Genomic DNA, 22801 nt, shown 5'->3' on the forward strand with positions numbered 1-22801 from the left:
GTCTGCCTCCGGAGCAGAAGGCCGCAGGTTCGAATCCTGCCGGGGGCACCCTGTAAAACGTCTCTGACCTGCACTTACGTCGAACTACTCGCGTGTGGTTCGCCTTCGTCATTCGGCTCAATGTTGCTCGATGTCACAACCGCACCCAAAGTCACGCTCGCCGCCTTGAGCGCGTCGTCCTGCGAGTGCGCGTAGATGCGAGCGGTAACGGATGCGTCGGCGTGACCCAACCACTTGGCGATCACAGCCAGCGGCACCCCTCGAAGGTGCATCGCGGTCCCGCACGAGTGGCGAGCGTCGTGCAACCGGATCACGCGCACACCGGCGCGCTTGACGTGCTTTCGCCACAGCCGGGTCAAGGTGTCGGGCGTGTACGCCTCCCCCGCTTCGTTCACCGCGACATAGCCCGAGTCGCTGTGCGCAGCGCCGAGCGCCAACTTCTCCCCCGCATAACGTGCTGAGGCGCGCTTGAGGACACCAAGCAATCCCGCATCGAGCGGTAACGTGCGGTGCGATGAACGGGTCTTAGGGGCGTGCTCGAGGACGGTGCCCGCGCCTGCGGCAACCCGGTTGTTCTCGACAGTCAACGTCGCGGCCGCGAAGTCGATATCCGACCAGCGAAGCCCGGCGATCTCGCCTCGGCGAAGACCCGATAGCGCGAGGTACCAAAGGTGGCCGTTGCGGTCGTTGTCGGCGGCGGCGAGCACGTGGCGAATCTCGTCGGGCGTATAGGTCTGCATCTCGCGCCGCACCCGTTGAACCTTCTTCATCCCCTGCGCAGGGTTATGCGACAGGTCCCGGCGTTCGACCCCGTAGTCGAGAACAGCGCGCCACGCATCCACAGCCTTATTGAGTGACCGGGACGACCACACCCGGCGGGGGTGACCTTTGGCGGTGAGCATGCCGCCCTCCTTGAGATCAGTCAGCAGGCGGTCGAGATGGGGCCGGGTGAGTTTCTGTGCGGCGAGGTCGCCGTGACGTTCGCGCAGCGGTGCCAGCGAGAAGCGATAGGCGTTGACGGTCGTAGCTCGCGCATTGTGCAGCGATGCAAGCCAATCCGCGCACAGCTCCTCCACGGTGACTGTCTTGCGGGGTACGAACGCATCGGTGACGACCTGGTGCGACAGCTTCGAAAGTGCTTCTCTCGCTTCACGTTCGGTGTGGTATCGACGCCGTACCTGTCGCCGCTTGCCGGTGATCGGGTCCTTGCCGGCGCCCACGAACACCTCGTACCGAATCTCCGTCTTGCCGGTGCGACGGTTCCTAACCTCTACCTTGCGGATCTGGGGCGGTAGCTGTTGACGCGCCATCAGTCGACTTTCCAACCCTGTTGCCGCGCAATACGTTCGGCTTGCCCGAGGCTCTGACGGGCGTCGTCACGTTCTGATTCGTCGGGGTCGTTCCGCTTTCTGTCGTACCACTTGCGAGCGCTGCGCAGGTCGTACAGGGTCATCAGTGGGTCGTCATCGAGGTAACCCGCGAACGCCAGCGCGGCATCGCCAGCGGACATCGTGACGCCGGGCCGGGCTTCTACCTCTACATCTACGAGGTCGGGGTAGATCAGCGAGAGCGGCGATACGCCCAGGGCGTGCGCGAGCACGATCAGCTCGGGTACATCGACCGCGCGCTTGCGCCCAGATTCCAAGTTCGCCAGCGTGTCCCGGCTCATAAACCCGTTGGTGCGCTCGGCCACCGCCGCCGCAGACAGTCCTTGTTTCTCTCGCTCGTCGCGGATCGCTTGCCTGATACGAGCGTTTAGATCCCGAGCCCACCGTTGTGTCATCTGTGCACTATATCAGACTGTTTTAAGCAAGTTTGTTCGTGTATGGTTGTCGGCATCGACAGGTCCAAACACGACAATCTTACACATCGAAGGAGTACGAGGTGCCCGAGAAACTGCTGCGCATCCCCGAGGTTCAAGACCTCCTCGGCTGCTGCAGGTCGAAGGTCAACAAGCTGTTGCGCGACGGCGACCTGCGCTCAGTCAAGATCGGCGGGAGCCGTCGTATCCCGGCCTCGGCGCTGGACGAGTTCATCGAGGGACTGAGCGGTGGGGCGTAGTCATAAGGACTGCGATCACCCGAAGACCTGGGCTGCGCGGAATGCGTGCAGGAAACAAGACGAGGAATACCGCGAGCGCGGAAAGAAAAGGTGGGAGCGCGTTAAAGCTGACCCGCGTTTACTTGAAGCAAAACGCCTAAGGGAACGCAAGTGGAAGAAACAGAACCTCCGAGTCGCGAGCGCTGAGCCCGAGGCATACGCGAAGCGGATGGCGAATAACGCGAAGCGTCGTCAGCAGCAGCGGGGTACCGCCGTCGAACCGATCATTCCCCAGCAAATCTTCAAGCGCGACAACTGGATCTGTCACCTGTGTGGAATGGCGGTTGATCCGTCGTTGTCTCACCCAGACCCGATGAGCGCATCGCTTGATCACATAACCCCGCTCAGCGACGGCGGTACGCACACCGAGGACAACGTGGCGTGTAGCCACCTGCGTTGCAATCTCAGCAAGGGCAACCGATTCGAGGTTGCTATCTGACTCCCGACCGCAATCGCGGATCGGGCCAAAAGAAAGACCGGGAGTACGAGTCCCGGCCTTTCGGTATCACAAGGAGAAAGTAGTGACGAACACCATCATAACTGAGCGCGTCTCGCCGTATGAATTTCTCATGGGCTGGTTCAGGTCGCTCGACGGCTTTGACAAAGTGGGGACGGGCGCCAGCGTTTGGCTCGAAGACGCCTCGGGCGACGAGTGGCTGTGCCAGTGCGGCAGCCCAGACATCACCCTGATGACCTTCAAGAAGGAGTACGACGGACGCCTGTTGTCGTTCCGCGAGTACACCTGTGAGCGCTGCGGTGACCGCCGCTACCTCGTATAGGTAAGTCGACAGAGCCGCCCTCATCAATTCTCGGGGGCGGCTTTGTTGTTTTATCGACACGCCGCATTCTCCGGCGGTAATAGCCCTTTGAATTTTGACCATTTCGGAACGGGGAGTTCCGCATCTTATCGTCATTGTGTTGGAACGGCCAGAGAGGATTAAGAAATTGTCCAAGAATCCGAAACGAGGTGAGCCCGGATATGAGAAATACCGCGAGAAGTACAACGCCAGACGCCGACGGCGGCGCGCAGACCCCGAGTACCGGGAGAGAGAGCGGCTCAAGTTCGCCGAGCAGCGGCGACGCCGGAAAGAGCGGCAGGGAGAGGAGGCGTGAGGGCTGGTATCGGGACCGAGACGGGGTGTGGTTGAAGCCGTGCAGAATAAAGGAGGCGCGATGAGCGTCAAACCGCAAGTCGTGGATTTCTCGCTCTGTGAGGACCGTGGGCGTGCTTTTGACCGCTACCACGATGCGCTCGACGCGATCAATGCGAACGGGCCGCAGAAGCGCATACGGGTCCCAGTGCGGAGTAAGTGGACAACATCGGCATCAGGCATCAGATACAGGATCGGCGAGCACGGCAACTTGCTCTATGAAGTTCCCGACATACCCCACGCGAGGATCGTCCGAGCGGTCGAGATATTGGCCGAGGTGCAGACGCAGCCAGGCTTCAAGCCGCATCACTTCTTCAAGCATCCAGAACTAGCGGATATCAACTCACGGGTGCTCAAGAAGAAGATCGACGAGTACCTGGGAAGGGATCCGGTCGCGACACCGAAGAAAGGCGCAGATGGCGGGAGCACCGATGAGCGGCCCCGCGTGTGGGCGGCGAAAGACCTAGACCCGGCAAGGCCCAAGAAATGGCTTGCGCGCCAGCGTATTCCGTGGGGTCAGATGACCATCATGGTCGGCGACGAGGGTATCGGCAAGTCGCTGTTCTGGGTCTGGATCGTCGCGGCGGTGACAACAGGAAAGCCGTTGCCTGAGTTCGGAATCCCGGCGCGAGACCCGCAGCATGTCCGCTTGATCGTGACCGAGGATGATTGGGCAACTGACGTGCGGCCGCGTCTCGAACTCGCCGGTGTGAACCTCGATTACGTGAGCCTGGTCGCCGCGCGACAGGACGGCACAGGCACGCCCGTGTTTCCGTCAGAAGACATGGAGCTGCTTTACGAGGACCCAGTTCCGGCGCTGGTGATCGTTGATGCATTGGCCGACACTGTCGCTCCCGAGATCAATATGAGCAACGCAGTATCCGCGCGAATTCTGTTGAGCCAATGGGCCGAGTACGCCACGCGGGCTGGCGCGGCGGTGTTGATCCTGTCCCACACCAACCGTATGACCGATGCGGCTCAGGCGCGCGACCGCTACGGCATCTCGGCTGAGCTTCGCAAGAAAGCACGGATGACCTTATTTGCCCAGCTCGATGATGACGGCGTCTTGTTGGTCGGGCCTGAGAAGTCCAACGGGTCGTCTCCTGTTCAGGCGTCACGTTTCAACGTGGAGCCCGTTCAGGTACGCACACCGACCGATGACGACGACGGCACCGTGGCTCGTGTGGTGTACGTCGGGGAATCCACCAAAACCGCGCGCCAGAAGGCGGAGGAGAAGAAGCCTGAGTTCGCTGATTGGCTGCGGGACCTGTTGTCCGAAGGGCCGGTGGCATCTGCGGAGGTCGCCGAGTTGGCGAAGCGTGACGGCGTGTCCGCGTATCAACTGAAGGTCGCCAAGGAGTACCTGCTGGTGGACTCGTACAAGGCCAAGGAGTTCCAGGGCCAGTGGTACATGCGCCTGCCGCGCGGGATGGCCGGGTGACATGCACACGTATGTATTCGCACTGTTTGCGATGTATGCGCTGACCTGCGGGAACGCCTCGCATTCTTTGTCGACTTCTTCAACGCATTCTTTGTCGCATTGTTTGCGCGACCCCTACGGGCATCGCCCCGTTGGCAACCCCACCCAGAGACATCCGGGACCGCGAGGGTCGACAAAGAATGTGACAAAGAAGTTGCAAAGAATGCGACAAAGAAGTTGAGGCATTTCCGCAGGTCAGGACAAACAAATAAAAGAATATTATTTTTATGTTCACATACGCGCGTGACGCGAGAAAGGGATTGGACATGACCGACAACTACGACGAAGAAGGCTTCGACATCAGCGATCAGGTTGGGCCTGACTTCAACGACGTTCCCGAAGTGCACGGTCTCGCACTTAGCTTTTGGTCCGAACAGGGCCTCCGAGGACCGAAGAAGTGGTGGTATCCGTTGCGTCGGGTGTGGGACATTGTCAAGTACGCCGTAACTGTGCCTGTGCGGCGCTGAGACGTCTTGGCGGTAATGGTGGCAATGTGACTATGGGTGCGTAATTCGAGGCGTTGAGAGGCGAACTGAGCGCGTGATACGTTAGTGGCACGTCGGACGCGACGGAATAAACACGGTCCTTGTTCTACCGGACGCGGATACGGAATCCACTAATTCTCGCGCTGCACGTTTGTGGCGTGTGGTGCATTCTCAAAAGGACTGTGTAAATGGCAACTACCATCATTACCCCCGGCACTCCTGCTGGGTGGCATCCCGATTCTCAGGGGCTCGCACCGGAGCAGCACATTCCGGACGCCCTGGTTCTTCAGATCACGAGCAAGGTCGGCGAGGTCGTCGGTGACAACCAGTCGACGCTGGTGCCCTTGGTCGACGTGGACGCGATTCCCGCGTACGTGGCTGAAGGATCGCCCCTGCCTGACGGTGACCCCGACACCACCCACATCGAGATCAGGAACTCGAAGTGCGGCATCGTTGTCGATGTCTCCGAGGAGCAATTCCACGCGTCCTCGATTTCCGAGCTTCTGTCTCGTGAGGTCATGCGGGCACTGCAGGTGAAGTCGAACTACTTGCTGTTGAATCAGGCCGCGCCTGTTTCCCCGGCGACTCAGCCGGTCGAAGGCATTCTGTCGCAGGGCACCGAGGTCGCCGACCCGTTGAGCGAGAACCTCGATCCGCTGGTGTGGGCCGTGGCCGCGGTGGAGAGTCTCCCGGATGGGCAAGCGACCCACATTCTGGTGGACCCGCTTGGTTGGGCTTTCATCCAGACCATCAAGCAGTTCACCGGATCGTCGGAAAGCAACGCCAACCTGCTTGGTCTCGGCGTCACTGGTGCCTCCAAGTTCCTGTTGGGCGTGCCGGTGATCGTGACCTCGGCCATGCCGGCATCGACGCTTGCTGTGGTGGACAAGAAGCGTCTGCTTTCGACGTACTCGAACATTCGCACCAAGGTGTCCGATCACGTGGGCTTCAAGTCCGAGACGCTTTCCATTCGGGCGTCGTTGCGTCAGGGCGTGAAGGTCAACAACTCCGAGGCCGTTCAGGTGATCTCGGTCGGCGACGGATCGGGCGACCTGGGAGAAGGCGAAGGCGAGTAACCCCATGAACTGACAACTGCTGCACGGGGTTGTCGCAGAAAGCCCGGGTGTCCGAACACTTCCTTCCGGCCCGGGCTTTTCTGTTGGAAAAAAAGCGAAGTGTTTGGATCGAAATTCCAAGCGTGTATTGTCGCTATCGCAGTGTCAGCGGCAGGTGTGGTAGTCGCGGGAGATTCAGTCTCGTTATACCTATCCCAACGCGGAATGGGTCAGGACTAGGTCCCCTGGCCCATTCTTTTTAGAAACTTGATACCGGTGTCTGTGTGCGCGACGGGCTGCGCTGCACCATTCATCGGGGCGATCCGGCATTCCCCCTGCTGGGTCGTTTAGCGTGCTGAGAATTAGCGCGTGATGTATGACGCATACCCATACCCGTTAGGCGCGCACAAACGAACTCAGGCCCCATTGTTCACGTCTTACGATGACGCATGAGAAAGAACAGTCGTGGTGTCCGTCAATCGTCCACTTCTAGACGCAATGCGAGCAGGGGTAAGCAGCAGTCAGTGTTCCCGTCCGGCGGCGGTGGAGGATCACGCAGTTGGCGGGCGATCGCGAGGCGTGCCGTCGTTCGTGCGGGTGGGGAATGTCAGGCACGCGACGAGAACGGCGAACGGTTCTGGGGTTGTGAGATAAAGGCTTTCGCTGCTCACCACATCGTTGACCGTGTGGACGGGGGCACCGACGACGACGACAATCTGATGGCCGTGTGCGAGCCATGCCACGAAAGGTTCACCGTCGCAGGCAATCAACGGCGAGCGAAGCAGCGAAAGGCTGACGCCGAAGAAGCCAAGCGCAAGAACCACCCCGGACGGAAAGACCGGTACGAGTAGCGGGCAATACCCCCAGGGGGGACACCCTCGACGGGCGAATGGACAGCGTAGCGGCTTTGGCGGTAAACCTGCGTACGGTCCACGTAAGACTTTGACCTGGGTTAGTGATTCTTCGCCTTAAAGTGAGCAAAATGTGCTTAACTAGTCGCGTGCTTGATGAGGATGCGGAAGAAGATACGACGCTATATCACTACACCACCATTGATGGTCTGTATGGTATTCTTGAGTCCGGGATGATATGGGCGACCAATCCTGTGTACTTAAATGACAGCCGAGAAATTGAATACGGAGTTTCTAAGCTCGCTCAGGATGCAGAAACCTATCAAGAGGAACTCGAAGCTAATACTGACGACCCACGAAAGCAGAGCCTGTCTCGTAGTCTGATTGGCCTAGCGCGGGTAATGCGTGAGGACCAGGCAAAGGCATTTAAATACGCTGGAAATCAATTCATCGCATGCTTCTCGCAATCTCGTGATCAACTAAGTCAGTGGCGAGGTTACTCTCGCGGTGGTGGTTACTCGATCGCATTTGATCGGGATCTACTGAAGGAATCGTTAAAAGGAGCAAACGGCAAGGGTAGTGAAGTATTTCTTATGAACGTCACGTATGACTGGCGGGAATGTGTTGCGCAATTCCGAACCCACCTTGATAAGTTTATGGAGAGGGTAGAGCCTTCAATTCCTCCCGACGGAGGTATTCCCCCGAAAGACGATGATGCCACGTTAGATCTATGGGCGGACGCTGTCAGCAGAATTTATCCCCTGATTGCCGCGCTAGGTATAACCATGAAGCACTACAAGTTCAGGGAAGAACGTGAGGTACGTGCGCTTGGGGTTGCAGGTGACGTGTTCTACACGCCGTCACAATTAGGCCTAATACCGCGTGTCAAATTCCAGTTCGATTCCAAGGCGATCACCGAAATCACTGTGGGGCCGGGCCAGCATGCTGAAGCTAAGGCAGCTTCAATTCGCCACTACTTGCTCGACAAACAGGATCGATACTCAGACATAAAGATCAATCTTTCCAATGTTCCGTACCGTGACGTGTGAATCCGTTTTCACAGTGGCGTCAACGCTGAGTTGAGGGCTCAGTATTCGCCGTCCAAGTCGACACCATGCGGCACGACGCCGCGAGGGCCGAGCTTGAGACCGGCCTGTTGCACGATGACCATGAGCCTCAGCTCTCGCCGCCGACGTTCCTCAAGGAATCGGTCGTGCCAGGCGGGGTCGCTGAGGTATTCGAGCGGTAGCGCTGGTGAAGGCTTCTTGAGGTCGATGTCGCATCCTGGCGTGTGGACCGCAGCTGTGATGTTCTCGGCGCGGCGAACGCTCGCGTCAAGGCCTCGGTTGAACGCCTGATCCGCTTGCCATTGTCGTAGCTCTTCGAGGTCGTCGCGTGACAGCAGGTATTGCGTTCCACACCGAGGTAAACGCATTCGGAGACCTGATTTCTTGAGCAGAGTTCCCAGACGCCTATTGGTAATTCCAAGATGAATAGCTGCTTCGCTGGTTGTCATCACTACGACCATTCTAAGGCGGCTGCCAAAAAGGGCGCCTCGTTCGAGGACGCCCAATTTTGGATAGGGGTTATTTCGCGGATTCCTTTTCCCACTTTGCGTACGCGGACTTGATCGACTTCACGTCGGTCTTGGTGAACGCGTAGCGACCCCCGGAGCCAGGAGGCGTGTAGCGGTCACCCTGGGAGCGCAGGAACACCCGGAGACGTGCGGGGGCAACATCGAGTTCTTCGGCGACCTCACGCGTCGAAAGACGGCCAGCGGGAACGGCGTTCTTGGGTGTGGGCTTCTTGGCCGGTGCTGTGTGGCTGACCGTCCATTCGATGTAGCGGCCGTCGAGCGTGCCGCGCTTCATGTCAGCGGGTGCGGTGGGGTCGCTGGTGTCGTCGTCAAGCGCTTCGATGTCGCCAAGTGCATCGACACCCAGCACGCTTGCGATGCGGGCGCGCAGCTCGCCCCAGGCGGCGTCAGCGTCAGCAGCGGTAGCGGTGAGGGTGATCGCGTTGGGATCGCTGTCCTCGTCGGCGTCAGCGGGGTACAGCGATGCGTTGATGGTGGTGGACATGGTCGGGCCTTTCGTCGTCGTGTAGTTCTTACACAACTACGTTACGAGACGTGAGGATCAAACCCAACAGCGCGGCGCGCTTCGATGTTGCGACGATGTCACAAGTCACGCCAGACGGCGATGGACACCAATACACACTTTCGGGTCAAAAGACGTGGTAGGCAAGCCTTTTCGTACTCACACGTACCCCACGATGGACACATCTGATGTGACTCCGGAGCAGAAGGCCGCAGGTTCGAATCCTGCCGGGGGCACCACCGCTTCTACGCAGGTCAGGCAGCCTATTTAGGCCCCTTGTGTCACGGGCATGCCATGTATGTGCTTTCGCGCCCCGACGCTTCCATTCGTGTTCGTCACTAGCCGGGTGCGTGCGTTTCCTCGATATTTTGGGGTGTGAGAGCGTCAGACGTACCCAAATGCTCCCGTACTCTCTACGAGAACGATTCTGTGGCAGACAAATCCCGATGTGGCGACCTACCCTCGCCCCAATTTCTCAGTGACTGTCGGCATAGCGGAACCTGGTTCAGCCGGGAGCCCGCGCCTGGTACTGCAAATTCAGCACCCAATGGCAACGCTGCCAGCGAACGACCGTGATAACCCACAACGTCGTCAGTCAAGGCAACACGTACGCTGCGGTACCTCGTGGATGTCCAGGTCGCCGACACAGGCTGGCGCACAACCGATTCCATCAACGCCGGCAATGCGACCGCGGTCGCATTGCGGATTGCCGACGTAATCAAATCCACAGCACAGACAGCATAATGATCCATGCCATCAAAGCCCAATCGCTTTTCCTACGATAAACACACTGGCAAAAAGTATCAGCGATACGGGTGCCGATAGCCATCCAATAAGCATTCCACGGCCAATTTGACCGAGTTTGGCAGGACGGGTCATTAGGACCACAGATACGAGCAAATCACCAAGTAAAATCGGCGCAAAGTAAAACAATACCGGGAACGCTACAGCGGCAATAACCAGTGTCGCAAAATTGAGAATAAAGATATGCACAAGGGCGGCGACAAAGCCCGCTGGGCCGTACTTCTCTTGCGCTACAGCTTCATTGGTCATTAACTAATCTCACTTCTAGAGCATCCAAAAGCCAAAGATAATTCCACCCACCAGAACGACAGCGGACGACCCGAGAATGCTCAAAGCCACGCCGCGCATACGGGGCGATTGGCGCGTCAATAGCGTAGCACCTACGGTCAGCGATACAACCATGCTTATGCCCAAGCCCGCCAGGAACCACGCGCGCTCGCGCGCCGGAAATAAACCAAGCTGCCCGAGTACCCACTGCGCGATAAACATCAGCGCTAGAACACCTTGCGTTACGAATGGCGACGACCAGGTTGCGATTTTCCACACTGCGGCGTCGTTCGGCTCACTGATAGGCGTTCCCATGATCAGAACTGACCACGGCCAGTTGGAATGGGCACCGAGGGAGGACTTGATGTAGGGCCGAACGGTGTGGATGGCAGCGGAACCTTTACATCGTATTTCGGGTTGTACGCTCCAGTGTCGAAGGGTGCGAACGCACCGCCACCTGCTGCTCCAACATCGTGATGAAACGGCAGGTTTGTCGCAGGCCCCAGCGACCGCCCGCTAGCCGCTGGATCAACCAAGACGGTATTCGTTGTGCCGTCAGGCATATCTTGATACACCTCCAGTGAAGGGTAATCGGAACGCGTACCGTCGACCCGGATACCGCCCTCCTGCGGCGTGAACACTAAGTCTCCGGTCACAGACACTGGATGGTCCTGGAAAGGCCAGGGCGGATTCTGGGCAATATCTGGTGCGAAGGGGTTCGCAGAGTCGTATTTGATGCGGACCGCCCCGTCCGGTGTCTGCCACACCTCCCCTTCTGGCGTACCAACCTTAACCTGGCCAAGCTCACCGTTCTCGGTAATCTCGACCGATGGGTTCTGCCGGAGCACGACGATGCCATTCTCGTAGTCAATGTACGTCGTCACCTTGGTGTTTTCCGGATCAAAATTCACGTCAGTGGATCGATTGTTGCCGATATCTAAACTGCCAGGCGGCCAGCTCGCCACGTCGGGCTGTTCGATGAACTGCGAGGACCGGACGACCCCCTGGCCGGGCACCGGATCAATCTTCACCACCTTGACTACAGGACCGACGGTTTCAGAACCATTGCCCGCCCTGAACGCCACGTAGGGTCACGAACACCATCACCCAGAGACAAGAAGAAACCCCCGACTCGCGGCATGCGAATCGGGGGTTTCTTCGTTCGTCCTAGCCGGTTCCGCCAGCTTTGTCGGTGGGGATGCCGTTGCGGCCGTCGCCGAAAGTCGGGCTTATGGATTTGAGGAACTTCGGGAACCCTTCGGCCGACAGCGGGTGGTTGCCGTCCTCCGCCCACTCCTCGTGACCGAGCAGCCCACCGACCGAGAGCGTGGGGATATTGCAGCCGCACAGTCCCTCGGCGGACAGTGGATTGGGTTTCTCCTCGTCCTCGGCCCCCGCCACGCCGGCTAGCGGCAGACTGAGCGCTGCGGCGGCGACAAATCCTAGAACGGTCTTCTTCAGCATCCGGTTTCTCCTGCCCGTCAGGCCCCCTGCTGGGGTCTGATCGCCGCAGATAGTACAGCGAGCCAGGAACCGATTTGCTCAGGCCTGTGTACGGCCCGCCGTGTCGCCTCTAGCAGGGGTGGCCGGGGTTCTCGACCAACTCACCCTCGACGTCGATGGTCACATCTCCATGCTCGGCGCGCTTCTCCAGCAAGGCGCTGCGGGCGTCATACACGTCGACTGAAGCCACTCAGGCGGCTTCGTCCAGGGCGGATGTGACGTCCGACGCGTGCCGTCGGGCCGCCCTCGGATGCAGAAAGACCAGCGTCCCGCCCCGGCCGGTATCCGGTGGTTCCACGGGCACGAATCGGGCGATCCCCTGCTGCATGCTCACCGCCAGCCGGGCCTTGGCCTGGCGGTAACCCAGCTCCGTGCCGGCCGCGGTGAGCATCAGCAGGCCACCGAGTCCCGGCAGGGCGGCGACGGCCAACCCGAGCAGTGTCGGAATCTCCAGTACTTTCTCGCCGACCTGGTCGAGGAACGAATGCGGGCCGGGCGCACCCGCCGCGCGGGCCACCGGCTCGGCGACCGGCGCCCGCCGGTCCTCGCCCAGCGCGGCGGACGCGCCGATCGATGCGGGCGTGGCCGGGCGGGTCAGCCTCGCCGTTCCCGGAGGTGCGGTCGGCGCACCCCGGGTGAACATCGCCTCCAGTGCGCCGCGCACCGATGCCGGCAGCTTGACCCCGACCCGGGCGAGGCTGTCCATCGCCGGGCCGATACCGGCGATGGCGAACAGTTGGGCAAGGTCGCGCTGCAGGTTTGCCAGTGGCGCGACCACCACTTTGGCGATCAGGCAGCGGACCGCCTGGATGATGTCGGCGATCGGCGCCAACACCCGGGAGGCCCACAGCGTCAGGTAGGGCACCGGCGTCACATCGGGAGCCGGCGCCACCTCGACCGGCGCGGCGGCCGGAGCCACGTTCGTAGCGGCCGCGGCGTCGCTCACCGGCGCCGCGGCGGGCGTTCCGGTCGTCGTCGACGTCGACCCGGTCGCCCCCGACGTCCCGGACGACCCCGACACCGGACCGGACCCATCGTCCGCCGGAGCAGAGCTCGAACCGGCCGCGTCGCCATCGGCGCTGACGGCACCGGAGTCGGTGCCGGTCGCACCGTCGCTGCCGGTGCTCGTGACAGTCGGTTCCGGCTGCGAGGACTCGGTCGGCTCCACGGTGCCGGTGGTCACCGGATCGCCGGGTTCGCGGCCCGAACCGAACGTGCTCGCCACGCCTTCAACGGCGTCCCGCTCCGCCGCGGCGGCACTGTCGGCTGCGCTGTCGGCGGCGCTGACAGTGGTCGGCGTCGCACTCGTATCCCCGTCGGTGGCACCGGTCGTCGGCGTCGTCGAGCCGCTGTCGGTCACGTCGGGGCTCGCGTCGACGCTCGCGGTTGTCGCACCGTCGGCATCGGGCTCGGCGGAGGCGACGGCGGGAGCACCGATCATGACGCCCACGGTGATCACACAGACACCTGCAGCGACTTGAACGTACGACGAACCCACGACCCCCACCCCCGGCTGACTGGCAAATTCTCGGGTGCCGCGCCAATTGTGACATCGTTCGGATCCGCGTGTAACCCACCTAACAGAATACGTATTTAGTCGTTCCCCTAGGGAAATACTACGAAATCCGCAAAAGTGGATAGGTGCAGCTCAGAGCCACGCGGCCCGCCAGCCGGTCAAGATCAGCGCCCAAATTCCGCGTGGTACCACTCGCCGAGCGCCTGCGGTGCCGGCCACGTTATCGCGGCCGGCACCGACGACGCTCGCACGAATCACCTTGACACACAACGGGATCCACGTGTGTTTTGCCCATGGGCCCCATCGCCCCGCGGGCAAGCCGTATCCGCGGCGAAAAATGTTACGCCGCTGGTGAATACGATGATTATGCTCACACCCCGCGATTAGTGCGGTACTGCGAAGCCCTCCGGTGTCGTGAAGGTGAACAACGGTGTGGCGACAGATGTCTCGGGCGCATTGCCCGGGGTTGTCTGGGTCTTCGTGCTACCGGTCAGCATCGGTGCCTGCAGAAAATCCTGTGCACCCGCGGGCGCCCGGCTGACCAGCACACTCAGCACCGCCATCGCCAATGTTGCGGTCAGCCCGATACCCGCTGACCACGACTTCAACTGCTTCTTCTTTGGTTTCGATTCCACGTTCGACCACCCCACTCGGTCTCTCGTCGGCCGCCACGATCTGCGCGGCCCACAAGGTGGAATCGATCAACCGCCTCGGTTATTCCCGGACATCACAAATCCGGAGCGAAAAGCCAAGTGGGATCACCCTGTTCGGTGGTGACGCCAGAGTTACCGCAACCACTTGCCGGGTTTATTCCAATGCCCCGGCGGCGGCACGAACGGCAGCTGGCCGATATGTCCGGGCGGCACCCCGACGATCTGCCCGACATGGCCCGGCGGCGGGATCGGCACCCACCAGTCCGGGTCGGCATTCGCCTGGCCGGCACCGAGACCGATGGCGGCAAAACCCATGGCACCCGCGGTGGCGGCCACCGCGGCAATCGTCTTCGCGAACATCACTACCTACTCCTCGTCAACATCAGCCGAATTGCGGCCTCCGACTATCCATCGTCCCACCGCCCCCGAGCGTTAGCCACCACCGGCAAACCCGCAGGTCAGTACCAATCGTGCAACGCATCCACTCGTCGGGTGATTCCTGCGGTCGGCCCCGCGGTGCGGTGGCCAGGCCTCAGCCCGCCACGGCGAGCGGGTCAGGTGAGGCTTGTCACCACATCGGCCGCCAGGCGCAACTGATCGATGCTGGTGCTGGTCGGGATGAGGTGCACCTCGTCGGTGCCGATGTCGGCGAACCTGCGAAGCACACCGGCCAACTCGTCGGCGGTGCCCGCCCACCCGGTGACCGGCGCCATCGCGTCGACGTATTCGGCCGGGATCCAGTTCATGTAGTGGCGCAGGTGGCGGTGCACCTGTGCCCGCGCCTCGTCGGGTTCCCCGAGCGCGAACCAGAACGACGTCGCCAGGTGCGGTTCGGGCTTGTCCGCGGCGGCCCAGGCGGCGCGCGCGATGTCGAACAGCTCGGCCTGCCGGTCGAGGTCAAGATCCAGGGTCATGCCCGCCACACCGTCGGCCCAGGCGGCGGCATCGCGCACGGTCTTCGGTCCGATCGTGCCGATCTGCAGCGGCGGCCCGCCGGCCTGCACGGGCGGCGGACCCACCGGAAGCACCGAATCGGTGACCTTCTGGCCCGCCCACACCCGCTTCATCACCGCGACACGTTCGGCCATGCCGCCGCGGGTCTGGGTGGCCGGGTCGGCGCCCACGGCGCGGTAGTCCTCGTGGCGCCCACCGACCCCGATGCCGACGGTCAACCGGCCGCCGCTGAGCACATCCCCGGTCGCCAGGGCCTTGGCCAGGCGCACCGGGTCGTGCAATTGCGGCACCACCACGGTGGTGACCAGCCGGACCCGATCCGTCCAGGCCGCCAGGGCCCCGAGCAGGGTCAGACTGTCGGGATTGTCGAACGCGATCCGCTCACCCCAGCACAGCGATGAGAAGGGTCCGCCGTCGATGATGTGCGCCCAGGACCGCAGGGTCGCCGCGTCTAGCCGTGGTTCCATGACCGGCATCGTCATCCCAACCCGCACGAGTGGATTCTGGCATGCCACGGCGGTGACACCGTGAGCGGACGGCGATCCCGGGGTGGGGTAAACCCCCACCCGGGTCTGAGGAAAACGCTGTGTCGTCCGGGGCCCCGAGTTCGTAGGTTGAACACATGGTCGCAATCAGCGAAACGGGTCCACCCGTCGTTCCCATGCCCGACCCCAGGCCCGTCGAGCCGGTGGCACGGCGCCGCAACATCGGTGTCACGCCGAGTGCGTCGATGATCACCGGCGCCGCCGTGGCAACGGTGTGGCTTTGGATTCCGTTGTCCATCATGGTGATCGGCGTGTCATCGATACCGTCGGTGATCGGCTTCCTGCTCGCCGGGGTGGTGTTCATCTACCTGATGCGCGGCGTCGAGTGGGTCGAGCGGGTCCGCAGCGAAGTGGTGTTCGGCCTCGGCATCGGCGTCCCACCCCGACCGATGTCGCACTACACGGGATTTCAGCGGTGGGCCCATCAGGTGTGGCTGGACGTCAGCAGTACCCGGTTCTGGAAGGGGGTGGCCCACCATTTCCTGCGGATGGTCTATGACGTGCTGGCCACCGCGATCGCGTTCGGGTTGCTGCTGTTCGCGTTTCTCGGGCCCGCGGCGGCCATGGCGATCGGACGCAGCGATGCCGGCGCCGGGCTGACATTCGTCTCACCAGCCATCGCGTGGCTGCTGGCGATCGTCGCACTGGCCGCCGCCGCGGCGATCCTGATCTTCGCGCCCGCGCTGGACGCCGCGATCGACCGGTGGCTGCTGTCGCCGTCGTCCACCGCGGCGCTGCGGTACCAGGTCAACGCGCTGGCCGATGCGCGGCAGGGCGCGGTGTCCTCGGCACAGACCGAACGGCACCGGATCGAACGGGATCTGCACGACAGCGTGCAACCGCGGCTGGTCTCGCTGGCCATGACCATCGGGCTGGCCCAGACCAAGCTGGACTCCGACCCACCCGCGGCGAGATCGCTGATCGCCGAGGCGCATGAGGACGTCAAGAGCGCGCTGGTCGAACTGCGCAACGTGGTGCGCGGCATCGCCCCGACGATCCTGGCCGACCGGGGACTGGATGCCGCGTTGTCCTCGGTGGTGCAACGCGCGGAGACCTCGGGCGTGCCCACCACATTGCACGTCGAGTTGCCCCGGCGGCTGCCCGACGAGGTGGAGAGCGTGGCGTATTTCGTGGTCGCCGAGGCGCTGACCAACATCGCCAAACACGCCGGCGCCACCCAGGCGGTGGTCACCGTGCGGTTCGACGAATCCGCGGGCGCGCTGCACGTATCGGTGTTCGACGACGGCCGCGGCGGCGCGGTCATCGACGCCGGCGAGAACGCCACCGGCCTACGCGGGCTGGAGGAGCGGGTCAGGGCCGCTGGTGGATCGTTCGGGGTGACCAGCCCCGTCACCGGACCGACGATCGTCACGGCGGTACTGCCATGCGCGTCGTGATCGCCGAGGACTCGGCGCTGCTGCGGGCGGGTATCGAGCGCATCCTCGCCGACGCCGGGCACGAGGTCCTCGCCGGTGTGCCCGATGCCACCAACCTGCTGCGACTGGTCAACGAGCTGGGGCCCGACCTGGCCATCGTCGACGTCCGGATGCCCCCGACGTTCACCGACGAAGGGATCCGGGCCGCGGCGCTGCTGCGCAGCCAGAATCCGGACTCCGCTGTCCTGGTGCTCTCGCACTATGTCGAGGAACGCTATGCGGCCGACCTGATCTCCTCGGACACAAAAGGATTCGGCTATCTGCTCAAGGATCGCGTCGCCGACGTGCCCGCGTTCCTCGACGCCGTCGACGTGGTGGGCGGCGGCGGAACCGTGCTCGACCCCGAGGTGGTGTCACAGATCTTGCTCCGATCACGCCGGCGAAACGCGCTGCACCAGTTGACTCCCCGCGAACACGAGGTTCTCCAGTTGATGGCCGAGGGCAGGACGAACTCGGCGATCGCCACGGCACTGCACATCTCGGTCGGGTCGGCCGAGAAACACATCGCCTCGATCTTCACCAAACTCGACCTCTCCCCCGACGAGAGCGAAAACCGCCGCGTGCTGGCGGTGCTGCGCTTCCTCGAGTCGTGACCAGCCACCAACACCGGGAAGGACTTTCACCGTGACCACCATCGCCGCCCCACCTCCGGTCGCCCCACCACCACACCTGACCCCCGGCGGGCGCACCACGCTGCGGGGGGTGCTGATCGCCGCGGCGGCCCTGCTGCTGGCCACCACGCTGGCCGGGTTGGGGGTGGCGGCCTGGGGGGTGAGCAACCTGCGGGTGGTCACCGACCACCAGACGCTGCCCACGGCGATGCGGTCGCTCGTGATCGACACGGCGCAGGTCCCCATCGCGATCCGGATCACGGCCGACCGCGAGAACCGGGAAGCCACCGCGGATCTGCGCCTGGTCAACACCACCCGCAGCGGGGAGCACCGGCTCACGCTGGACACCGAGGGCAACGAGACCCGGATCAAGATCGCGGGCAATCCGTCACCGATGCTGGATTGGGCCCGCGGCGGTGAGATCGTCATCGCGTTGCCGCCCGAACAGGCCCGGCGTCTGACGGTCGATACCCGGCAGCAGATCGGCGCGGTGATCGCCCAGGCCGATCTGGATCAGCTGATCGCCCGCACCACCGAGGGTGCGATCATCCTGCGCGGCGCCGCCCGGCGGATCGAGGTGCACACGGTCAACGGCGATGTCAGCACCCGCGAACCCGTCGCGGTCACCGAAGAGTTCAGCGCCAACACCTCCGACGGGGACATCACCGCCGACTTCAAGGACGCCGCACCCCGCAGCGTGGAGGCGGTCAGCCGGAATGGCGATGTCGTGCTCGGCCTACCCGAACGCGGGCCGTATCTGGTCCGGGCCCAGTCCGAATCCTCGACCAGGGTGCGGGTGCCCGAGACGACCAGCCTCGACGCGGCGCTCGCCGAGATCGTGGCCCGTTCGGACAGCGGTGACGTCGTGGTGGAAAGCGTGAGCGCGCAGCGGCCGTGACCGGACGGACTCAGGTCAGGCCCGCCATGATCTCGGCGACCGGGCCGGTCCTGGTGTTACGGAAGCCGGTGCCCGCCCACACGTTGGTGGCATGCGGGTCACCGGCGGCCACCGACGCCTTGCGCACCGGGCTGGTCAGGTAGTGGATCTCGGGATAGCCGAACGGCGCCTCTGCGTCGTGTTCGACGATGAACCGGTTGCGCAGACCGCGTGCATAGCGGCCGGAGAACGCCCGGGTGACAACCGTTTCGGTGAACTCGGGGCTCTGCAGCGCGGCCCGGTGCACGGGGCTGCTGCCTGCCTCGTCGGCGAGCAGGAACGCGGTGCCGAGCTGGGCCGCCGCGGCACCCGCGGCCAGCACGGCCGCAACCTGCTCGGCGGTTCCCAACCCGCCCGCCGCGGCGACCGGGACGTCGACGGCGGCCAGCACGGCCGCCAGCAGCTCGTCGAGGGGCTCGGTGGCCGGTTGGGCGGCCGGGTCGAAGGTGCCGCGGTGACCGCCCGCCGCCGGGCCCTGCACCGCGACGGCGTCCACGCCGCGAGCCACCGCCGATCGCGCCTCGTCGAGCGTGGTCACCGTGCCCACGGTGGTGATCCCCGCGCCGCGCAACCGCGCGATCTCCCGCTCGTCGGGCAATCCGAACGTGAACGAGACCACCTCGGGGTGCAGATCGTGCACGACGTCGAGCTTGGCCGCCCACGCGTCGTCGTCGTAGCGCGGTTCGCCCAGCGCCACACCGTAGCGCCCGGACTCGTCGGCCAGCGCAGCCGCGTAGGCCTCGATCCCGGCGGCGGTCCCCGCACTCGGCTGTGGCGCAAAAAGATTGACCCCGAGGGCTTCGGTGGTCAACGCGCGCGCCGCATCGATCCGCTCACCGAGTGCCTTGGCACTGAGATAGCCGGCCGCGAGGAAACCGAGCCCGCCGGCAGCGCTGCCCGCCGCGGCCAGCTCCGGGGTCGACGGCCCGCCGGCCATCGGCGCCACCACCACCGGCCTGCGCAACGCCCGAAGATCGAATGTGCCCATTACCGCACTGCCTTTCCGAACAGCAGGACATCCTGCGGCTCCGCACTGATATTGGGGAAACTGCCGTAGCGAGCGAGCCGGCCCTCCAGGACCAGTCCGCAGCTGCGCAGCACGCCGGCCGATCCGGCGTTGTCGACGTGACAGTACGCCGAGACCCGATAGACCGACGGATCCTCGCGCAGGTCGTCGATCAGCAGCGCGACCGCCTCCGACATCAATCCCCTGCGCCACCACCGGCGGCCCAGACAGTAGCCCAGCTCGACGGCGTGCGGTTGCGGCCTGCGCCGCCCGCACAGTCCGGCCACCTCGCCGTCCACCTCGATCAGCCAGGTCTGTTCGTCCCCGGCGTTGAACAACGTCATGATCACCCGCCGGGTTTCACCGACGTCGGGGTGCGGACGCCAGGACAGATAGCGGGTGACCTCCGGATCGGTGGCGACGCGGGTGAACAGCGCCTCGGCGTCGTCGACGACAGGTGCCCGCAGACGTACCCGCGGACCGGTGAGAACGGCGGCGTTGGGCATGCCCTCATCCTGCACCGTTGGCAACGGCACTCGCACGCGGGTTTACTGGGCGGGTATGGCGATCACCTTTAACCACACCATCGTCGCTTCGAAAGACCGGCAGGAGTCCGCGGTCTTCTTCACCGAACTGTTCGGCCTGCCCAGCGCCAAGGAATTCGGCCCGTTTCTGGCGGTCACCCTCAACCACGGCGTCAGCCTGGATTACGCCCAGGCCCCTGCCGATGCGGATATCCACCCGCAGCACTACGCGTTTCTGGTCTCCGAGGATGAGTTCGACGCGATCTACGGGCGGATCCGCGACCGGGGCATGCAGCACTGGGCCGATCCGCACGGCGCCCGGCCCGGCGAGATCAACCACAATGACGGCGGCCGTGGCGTGTACTTCCAGGACCCGTCCGGGCACTATCTGGAGATCATCACCCGACCGTACGGGGGCTGATCGGCGAAAGCTGCTGGCGCCCTGCGAAATCGGCCGGACTAGCCGTGCCCGCGCCGCTCTTCCTGGTCGAGGTAGGCGCCCGCCATCCGGGTGACGTGCGCGGGCAGAGTTCCGGCGGCCACATCGGCCAGGCTGGTCTCCTCGAGCACCGAGCGCATGCTGGCCCGCAGCGCCCGCCAGACATCGGTCAGGGCCGCGGTCGGCCCGGAGTAGGGCAGATCGCCGAGGCCGATATCGCGCACGCTGGCCAGCGGCCCGTCGATACAGCGCAGCACATCGGCCACGCTGATCCGGCCTGCGGGGCGCGCCAGTTCGTAGCCCCCGTCGCGGCCGCGGTGGCTGCGCACCAGCCGGTCGGTGCGCAGATCGGACAGGATGTCGACGAGGAACTGTGCGGGTATGCCCTGGGCCTTGGCGAGATCGTCGGTCTTGACCAGTTCGCCGTCGCCGATCGTGGCCAGGTGCACCATGGCGCGGACGGCGTACTCCGCCTTCGCCGACATCCGCATGGGGTGGATTCTGCCAGTTGAGCAACCCGGGCCGACGCCCTACCGGGGTGGCGCGGCGCGATCGGGCCAGGCGGTGGGGGCTTCAGTGGGACTGCGAGGTGAGCGTGGACAGGACTGCGGTCGGCTTGCCCGCCAGGATCCCGCCGATCCGATTGGAGACCAGCGGAATGTGCGCGGTGCGCAGGGCCAGGCGGCGGATCCACAGTTTGACCGCGGATTTGGGCAGGAACCAGTCCGCCGCTCCGCGGCCGACGCGCTGCTTGTCCTCGACCACCGGGCGCCAGATCCGTTCGTACGCCACCAGCGCCTCGTCGATGGTCTGCGACCGCTCCAGCTCGCGGGCCAGCACGTATGCCCCGGCCACCGCCAGCGACGCGCCCTGGCCGGCCAGCAGCGACACCGCATAGGCCGCGTCCCCGAGGATGACGACGCGGCCGGCGCTCCACCTCGGCAGCACGATCTGAGCCACCTGGTCGTAATACACATCGGCCGCGGGCGGGCAGCGGTCCAGCACCTCGGGGATGATCCAACCGAGGTCGCTGTAGGTGTCCTGCAACGTGGCGTACACGTCCTCGGGTGGTGCCGGGTCGGGGCTGCGATGCACCACGAAGGTCGCGATCCGGCCGTCGCGCAGGGCGTAGAGGCCCATCTGGCGCCGGTGGGCGTCGGTGAGCACGAAACGTCCGCCGATCTCCGCGCAGATCTCGGGAGCGTCGACGACGAAGGCGGCGGTGTGAAACCCCAAGTACCGCAGGAACTTCGATTCCTCACCGAAGGCCAGGCACCGCACGGTCGAGTGCACCCCGTCCGCCCCGATCACCAGGTCGGCGTCGACCGTCGAGCCGTCGTCGAGGGTGACGGTCACCGAGTCGCCACGGTCGGCCAGATCCGCCACCCCGGCCGAGAACCGCAGATCGACGTCGGCGGGCAAATGCTCCCGCAGCACCCTTTCCAGGTCGGGCCGCATGACGCTGTGCAGCCGGCCGCCGACCGCCTCGGCGAACTGCGCGTAGGACACCCCCGCGCGACGGCGCCCCTGGGTGTCGACCATCTCGATCTCGTCGATACGGCAGGCGATCTCGTCGATCGCGGACAGCAGACCCATCGCCTCCGCGGCGTCGTATCCGAGGCCGAAGAAGTCGATCATGTAGCCCTGCGACCGGGGCCCGGGCGCCCGCTCCACCAGCACCAGCTGCCAGCCGCGCCGCGACAGTGCGTTGGCCGCCGCCAGACCGGCGATGCCCGCTCCGCAGATGACCGCCTTCGACATCCCACCCTCCTCGGCGACGGGGGATCACAAAGAATTTGCCTACGGCAACAATAGCTCTGTGCAACTGTCTATGTCGAGGGAATGAGTCCGCGTCGGTGCTGGTATACCCGAGAGGTAATCGACGGGTGTGATCGAGAGGTGAGCCGGTGAGCGCCGGAGATGAGGCGACGATCGACGAGTCGGTGGATGTGATCACCGATGCGTTGGTCACCGCATCGCGGCTGTTGGTGGCGATGTCGGCGCGCTCGATCGCCGAGGTCGACGAGTCGATCACGGTCCCCCAGTTCCGCGCGCTGGTCATCCTGTCCACCCGCGGACCGTCGAACCTGGCGACGGTGGCCGGACTGCTCGACGTTCAGCCCTCGACCATCGGCCGGATGGTCGAACGACTCGTCACCGCCGGCCTGATCGACCGCAGGCCGCATCCGAACTCACGTCGCGAACTGCTGGTGGAACTGAGCCCGCGGGGACGCGAGGTCGTGGACACGGTGACCGACCGGCGCCGGTCCGAGATCGCCCGGGTGGTCGAGGCGATGCCGGTCCGCGAGCGGCGCGGACTGGTCACCGCGCTGGCCGCCTTCACCGCGGCCGGCGGGGAGCCTCCCGACCACAGCGACCTGTGAG

At 64.0% G+C, this 22801-nt stretch carries 30 protein-coding genes; 14 read left to right on the forward strand and 16 right to left on the reverse strand.

Annotated features, from left to right (window positions below; genetic code table 11):
- Nucleotides 1-74: 74 nt before the first annotated feature.
- On the reverse strand, nucleotides 75-1310 hold the full coding sequence (locus ACWDTP_RS20840) for a tyrosine-type recombinase/integrase (protein ID WP_450023185.1): 1236 nt from the start codon (nucleotides 1308-1310) through the stop codon (nucleotides 75-77).
- Nucleotides 1310-1783: a helix-turn-helix domain-containing protein gene (locus tag ACWDTP_RS20845; RefSeq protein WP_450023187.1), complete on the reverse strand. Its 474-nt coding sequence runs from the start codon at nucleotides 1781-1783 to the stop codon at nucleotides 1310-1312. The genes ACWDTP_RS20840 and ACWDTP_RS20845 overlap by 1 nt, the downstream gene beginning before the upstream one ends.
- Before the next feature lie 101 nt (nucleotides 1784-1884).
- Between ACWDTP_RS20845 and ACWDTP_RS20850 the strand changes: the two genes are divergently transcribed.
- The 9 genes from ACWDTP_RS20850 (at nucleotide 1885) to ACWDTP_RS20890 (ending at nucleotide 8171) form a co-directional block, all read left to right on the forward strand.
- A complete protein-coding gene (locus tag ACWDTP_RS20850) occupies nucleotides 1885-2061 on the forward strand; it encodes a helix-turn-helix domain-containing protein (protein ID WP_100501452.1) in 177 nt (58 codons plus the stop codon).
- Nucleotides 2062-2269: 208 nt separating this feature from the next.
- Nucleotides 2270-2539 (forward strand): HNH endonuclease, encoded by a 270-nt coding sequence (locus tag ACWDTP_RS20855; RefSeq protein WP_450023189.1) that lies wholly within the window; start codon nucleotides 2270-2272, stop codon nucleotides 2537-2539.
- Nucleotides 2540-2621: 82 nt separating this feature from the next.
- Entirely contained in the window at nucleotides 2622-2879 is a 258-nt protein-coding gene (locus tag ACWDTP_RS20860) for a hypothetical protein (RefSeq protein WP_100501454.1), read from the forward strand.
- Nucleotides 2880-3018: 139 nt separating this feature from the next.
- Nucleotides 3019-3213 carry a hypothetical protein gene (locus tag ACWDTP_RS20865; RefSeq protein WP_450023192.1) on the forward strand — a complete coding sequence of 65 codons (195 nt, stop codon included), beginning with the start codon at nucleotides 3019-3021 and terminating at the stop codon, nucleotides 3211-3213.
- 60 nt (nucleotides 3214-3273) lie between these two features.
- On the forward strand, nucleotides 3274-4692 hold the full coding sequence (locus ACWDTP_RS20870) for an AAA family ATPase (protein ID WP_450023194.1): 1419 nt from the start codon (nucleotides 3274-3276) through the stop codon (nucleotides 4690-4692).
- 305 nt (nucleotides 4693-4997) lie between these two features.
- Nucleotides 4998-5198, forward strand: coding sequence for a hypothetical protein (locus ACWDTP_RS20875; protein ID WP_450023196.1), 201 nt, complete (start codon nucleotides 4998-5000; stop codon nucleotides 5196-5198).
- Between the two features lie 206 nt (nucleotides 5199-5404).
- The gene (locus ACWDTP_RS20880) at nucleotides 5405-6292 is read left to right on the forward strand and encodes a phage major capsid protein (RefSeq protein ID WP_063477082.1); all 888 of its coding nucleotides are present in this window, start codon (nucleotides 5405-5407) and stop codon (nucleotides 6290-6292) included.
- Between the two features lie 428 nt (nucleotides 6293-6720).
- A complete protein-coding gene (locus ACWDTP_RS20885; RefSeq protein ID WP_450023199.1) occupies nucleotides 6721-7122 on the forward strand; it encodes an HNH endonuclease in 402 nt (133 codons plus the stop codon).
- Between the two features lie 149 nt (nucleotides 7123-7271).
- Nucleotides 7272-8171 carry a DUF2971 domain-containing protein gene (locus ACWDTP_RS20890; RefSeq protein WP_450023201.1) on the forward strand — a complete coding sequence of 300 codons (900 nt, stop codon included), beginning with the start codon at nucleotides 7272-7274 and terminating at the stop codon, nucleotides 8169-8171.
- Between the two features lie 38 nt (nucleotides 8172-8209).
- Here the strand turns inward: ACWDTP_RS20890 and ACWDTP_RS20895 are convergent, their stop codons facing one another.
- The 10 genes from ACWDTP_RS20895 to ACWDTP_RS20940 all read right to left on the reverse strand — a co-directional run bounded on the left by ACWDTP_RS20895 (nucleotide 8210) and on the right by ACWDTP_RS20940 (nucleotide 15400).
- Entirely contained in the window at nucleotides 8210-8638 is a 429-nt protein-coding gene (locus ACWDTP_RS20895; RefSeq protein WP_450023203.1) for a hypothetical protein, read from the reverse strand.
- Nucleotides 8639-8708: 70 nt separating this feature from the next.
- Nucleotides 8709-9203 carry a hypothetical protein gene (locus ACWDTP_RS20900; RefSeq protein WP_450023205.1) on the reverse strand — a complete coding sequence of 165 codons (495 nt, stop codon included), beginning with the start codon at nucleotides 9201-9203 and terminating at the stop codon, nucleotides 8709-8711.
- A 774-nt stretch (nucleotides 9204-9977) separates the two neighbouring features.
- Nucleotides 9978-10274: a hypothetical protein gene (locus ACWDTP_RS20905; RefSeq protein WP_450023207.1), complete on the reverse strand. Its 297-nt coding sequence runs from the start codon at nucleotides 10272-10274 to the stop codon at nucleotides 9978-9980.
- A 15-nt stretch (nucleotides 10275-10289) separates the two neighbouring features.
- Complete coding sequence (locus ACWDTP_RS20910) at nucleotides 10290-10607, reverse strand: hypothetical protein (RefSeq protein WP_450023209.1); 318 nt, start codon at nucleotides 10605-10607, stop codon at nucleotides 10290-10292.
- Between the two features lie 2 nt (nucleotides 10608-10609).
- Nucleotides 10610-11377, reverse strand: coding sequence for a hypothetical protein (locus ACWDTP_RS20915; protein ID WP_450023211.1), 768 nt, complete (start codon nucleotides 11375-11377; stop codon nucleotides 10610-10612).
- An 82-nt stretch (nucleotides 11378-11459) separates the two neighbouring features.
- Nucleotides 11460-11756 (reverse strand): hypothetical protein, encoded by a 297-nt coding sequence (locus ACWDTP_RS20920; RefSeq protein WP_450023213.1) that lies wholly within the window; start codon nucleotides 11754-11756, stop codon nucleotides 11460-11462.
- Nucleotides 11757-11985: 229 nt separating this feature from the next.
- Nucleotides 11986-13236, reverse strand: coding sequence for a hypothetical protein (locus ACWDTP_RS20925; RefSeq protein WP_450023215.1), 1251 nt, complete (start codon nucleotides 13234-13236; stop codon nucleotides 11986-11988).
- 458 nt (nucleotides 13237-13694) lie between these two features.
- Nucleotides 13695-13946, reverse strand: a complete 252-nt coding sequence (locus ACWDTP_RS20930) for a hypothetical protein (RefSeq protein ID WP_450023217.1) — start codon at nucleotides 13944-13946, stop codon at nucleotides 13695-13697.
- Nucleotides 13947-14096: 150 nt separating this feature from the next.
- Complete coding sequence (locus ACWDTP_RS20935; protein WP_450023219.1) at nucleotides 14097-14324, reverse strand: hypothetical protein; 228 nt, start codon at nucleotides 14322-14324, stop codon at nucleotides 14097-14099.
- Nucleotides 14325-14518: 194 nt separating this feature from the next.
- Nucleotides 14519-15400 (reverse strand): LLM class flavin-dependent oxidoreductase, encoded by an 882-nt coding sequence (locus ACWDTP_RS20940; protein ID WP_450023248.1) that lies wholly within the window; start codon nucleotides 15398-15400, stop codon nucleotides 14519-14521.
- 140 nt (nucleotides 15401-15540) lie between these two features.
- Here ACWDTP_RS20940 and ACWDTP_RS20945 point away from each other — a divergent pair, with 140 nt between their 5' ends.
- From ACWDTP_RS20945 to ACWDTP_RS20955, 3 genes are read left to right on the forward strand one after another with little or no spacing between them, the layout of a single operon-like run.
- Nucleotides 15541-16860, forward strand: a complete 1320-nt coding sequence (locus ACWDTP_RS20945) for a sensor histidine kinase (RefSeq protein WP_450023220.1) — start codon at nucleotides 15541-15543, stop codon at nucleotides 16858-16860.
- Nucleotides 16848-17492 carry a response regulator transcription factor gene (locus ACWDTP_RS20950; RefSeq protein ID WP_450023222.1) on the forward strand — a complete coding sequence of 215 codons (645 nt, stop codon included), beginning with the start codon at nucleotides 16848-16850 and terminating at the stop codon, nucleotides 17490-17492. The genes ACWDTP_RS20945 and ACWDTP_RS20950 overlap by 13 nt, the downstream gene beginning before the upstream one ends.
- A 31-nt stretch (nucleotides 17493-17523) precedes the next feature.
- A complete protein-coding gene (locus ACWDTP_RS20955) occupies nucleotides 17524-18408 on the forward strand; it encodes a DUF4097 family beta strand repeat-containing protein (protein WP_450023224.1) in 885 nt (294 codons plus the stop codon).
- Between the two features lie 10 nt (nucleotides 18409-18418).
- Here the strand turns inward: ACWDTP_RS20955 and ACWDTP_RS20960 are convergent, their stop codons facing one another.
- Nucleotides 18419-19435, reverse strand: coding sequence for a nitronate monooxygenase (locus ACWDTP_RS20960; protein ID WP_450023226.1), 1017 nt, complete (start codon nucleotides 19433-19435; stop codon nucleotides 18419-18421).
- On the reverse strand, nucleotides 19435-19959 hold the full coding sequence (locus ACWDTP_RS20965; RefSeq protein WP_450023228.1) for a GNAT family N-acetyltransferase: 525 nt from the start codon (nucleotides 19957-19959) through the stop codon (nucleotides 19435-19437). The genes ACWDTP_RS20960 and ACWDTP_RS20965 overlap by 1 nt, the downstream gene beginning before the upstream one ends.
- 55 nt (nucleotides 19960-20014) lie before the next feature.
- Between ACWDTP_RS20965 and ACWDTP_RS20970 the strand changes: the two genes are divergently transcribed.
- On the forward strand, nucleotides 20015-20398 hold the full coding sequence (locus ACWDTP_RS20970; RefSeq protein ID WP_450023230.1) for a VOC family protein: 384 nt from the start codon (nucleotides 20015-20017) through the stop codon (nucleotides 20396-20398).
- A gap of 38 nt (nucleotides 20399-20436) precedes the next feature.
- Here the strand turns inward: ACWDTP_RS20970 and ACWDTP_RS20975 are convergent, their stop codons facing one another.
- Nucleotides 20437-20907, reverse strand: coding sequence for an Rrf2 family transcriptional regulator (locus tag ACWDTP_RS20975; RefSeq protein ID WP_450023232.1), 471 nt, complete (start codon nucleotides 20905-20907; stop codon nucleotides 20437-20439).
- An 82-nt stretch (nucleotides 20908-20989) separates the two neighbouring features.
- Complete coding sequence (locus tag ACWDTP_RS20980) at nucleotides 20990-22177, reverse strand: FAD-dependent monooxygenase (RefSeq protein ID WP_450023234.1); 1188 nt, start codon at nucleotides 22175-22177, stop codon at nucleotides 20990-20992.
- 233 nt (nucleotides 22178-22410) lie between these two features.
- Between ACWDTP_RS20980 and ACWDTP_RS20985 the strand changes: the two genes are divergently transcribed.
- Nucleotides 22411-22800, forward strand: a complete 390-nt coding sequence (locus tag ACWDTP_RS20985) for a MarR family winged helix-turn-helix transcriptional regulator (protein ID WP_450023250.1) — start codon at nucleotides 22411-22413, stop codon at nucleotides 22798-22800.
- Nucleotide 22801: the final 1 nt, after the last annotated feature.

This window comes from Mycobacterium sp. NPDC003449, from assembly GCF_053588415.1.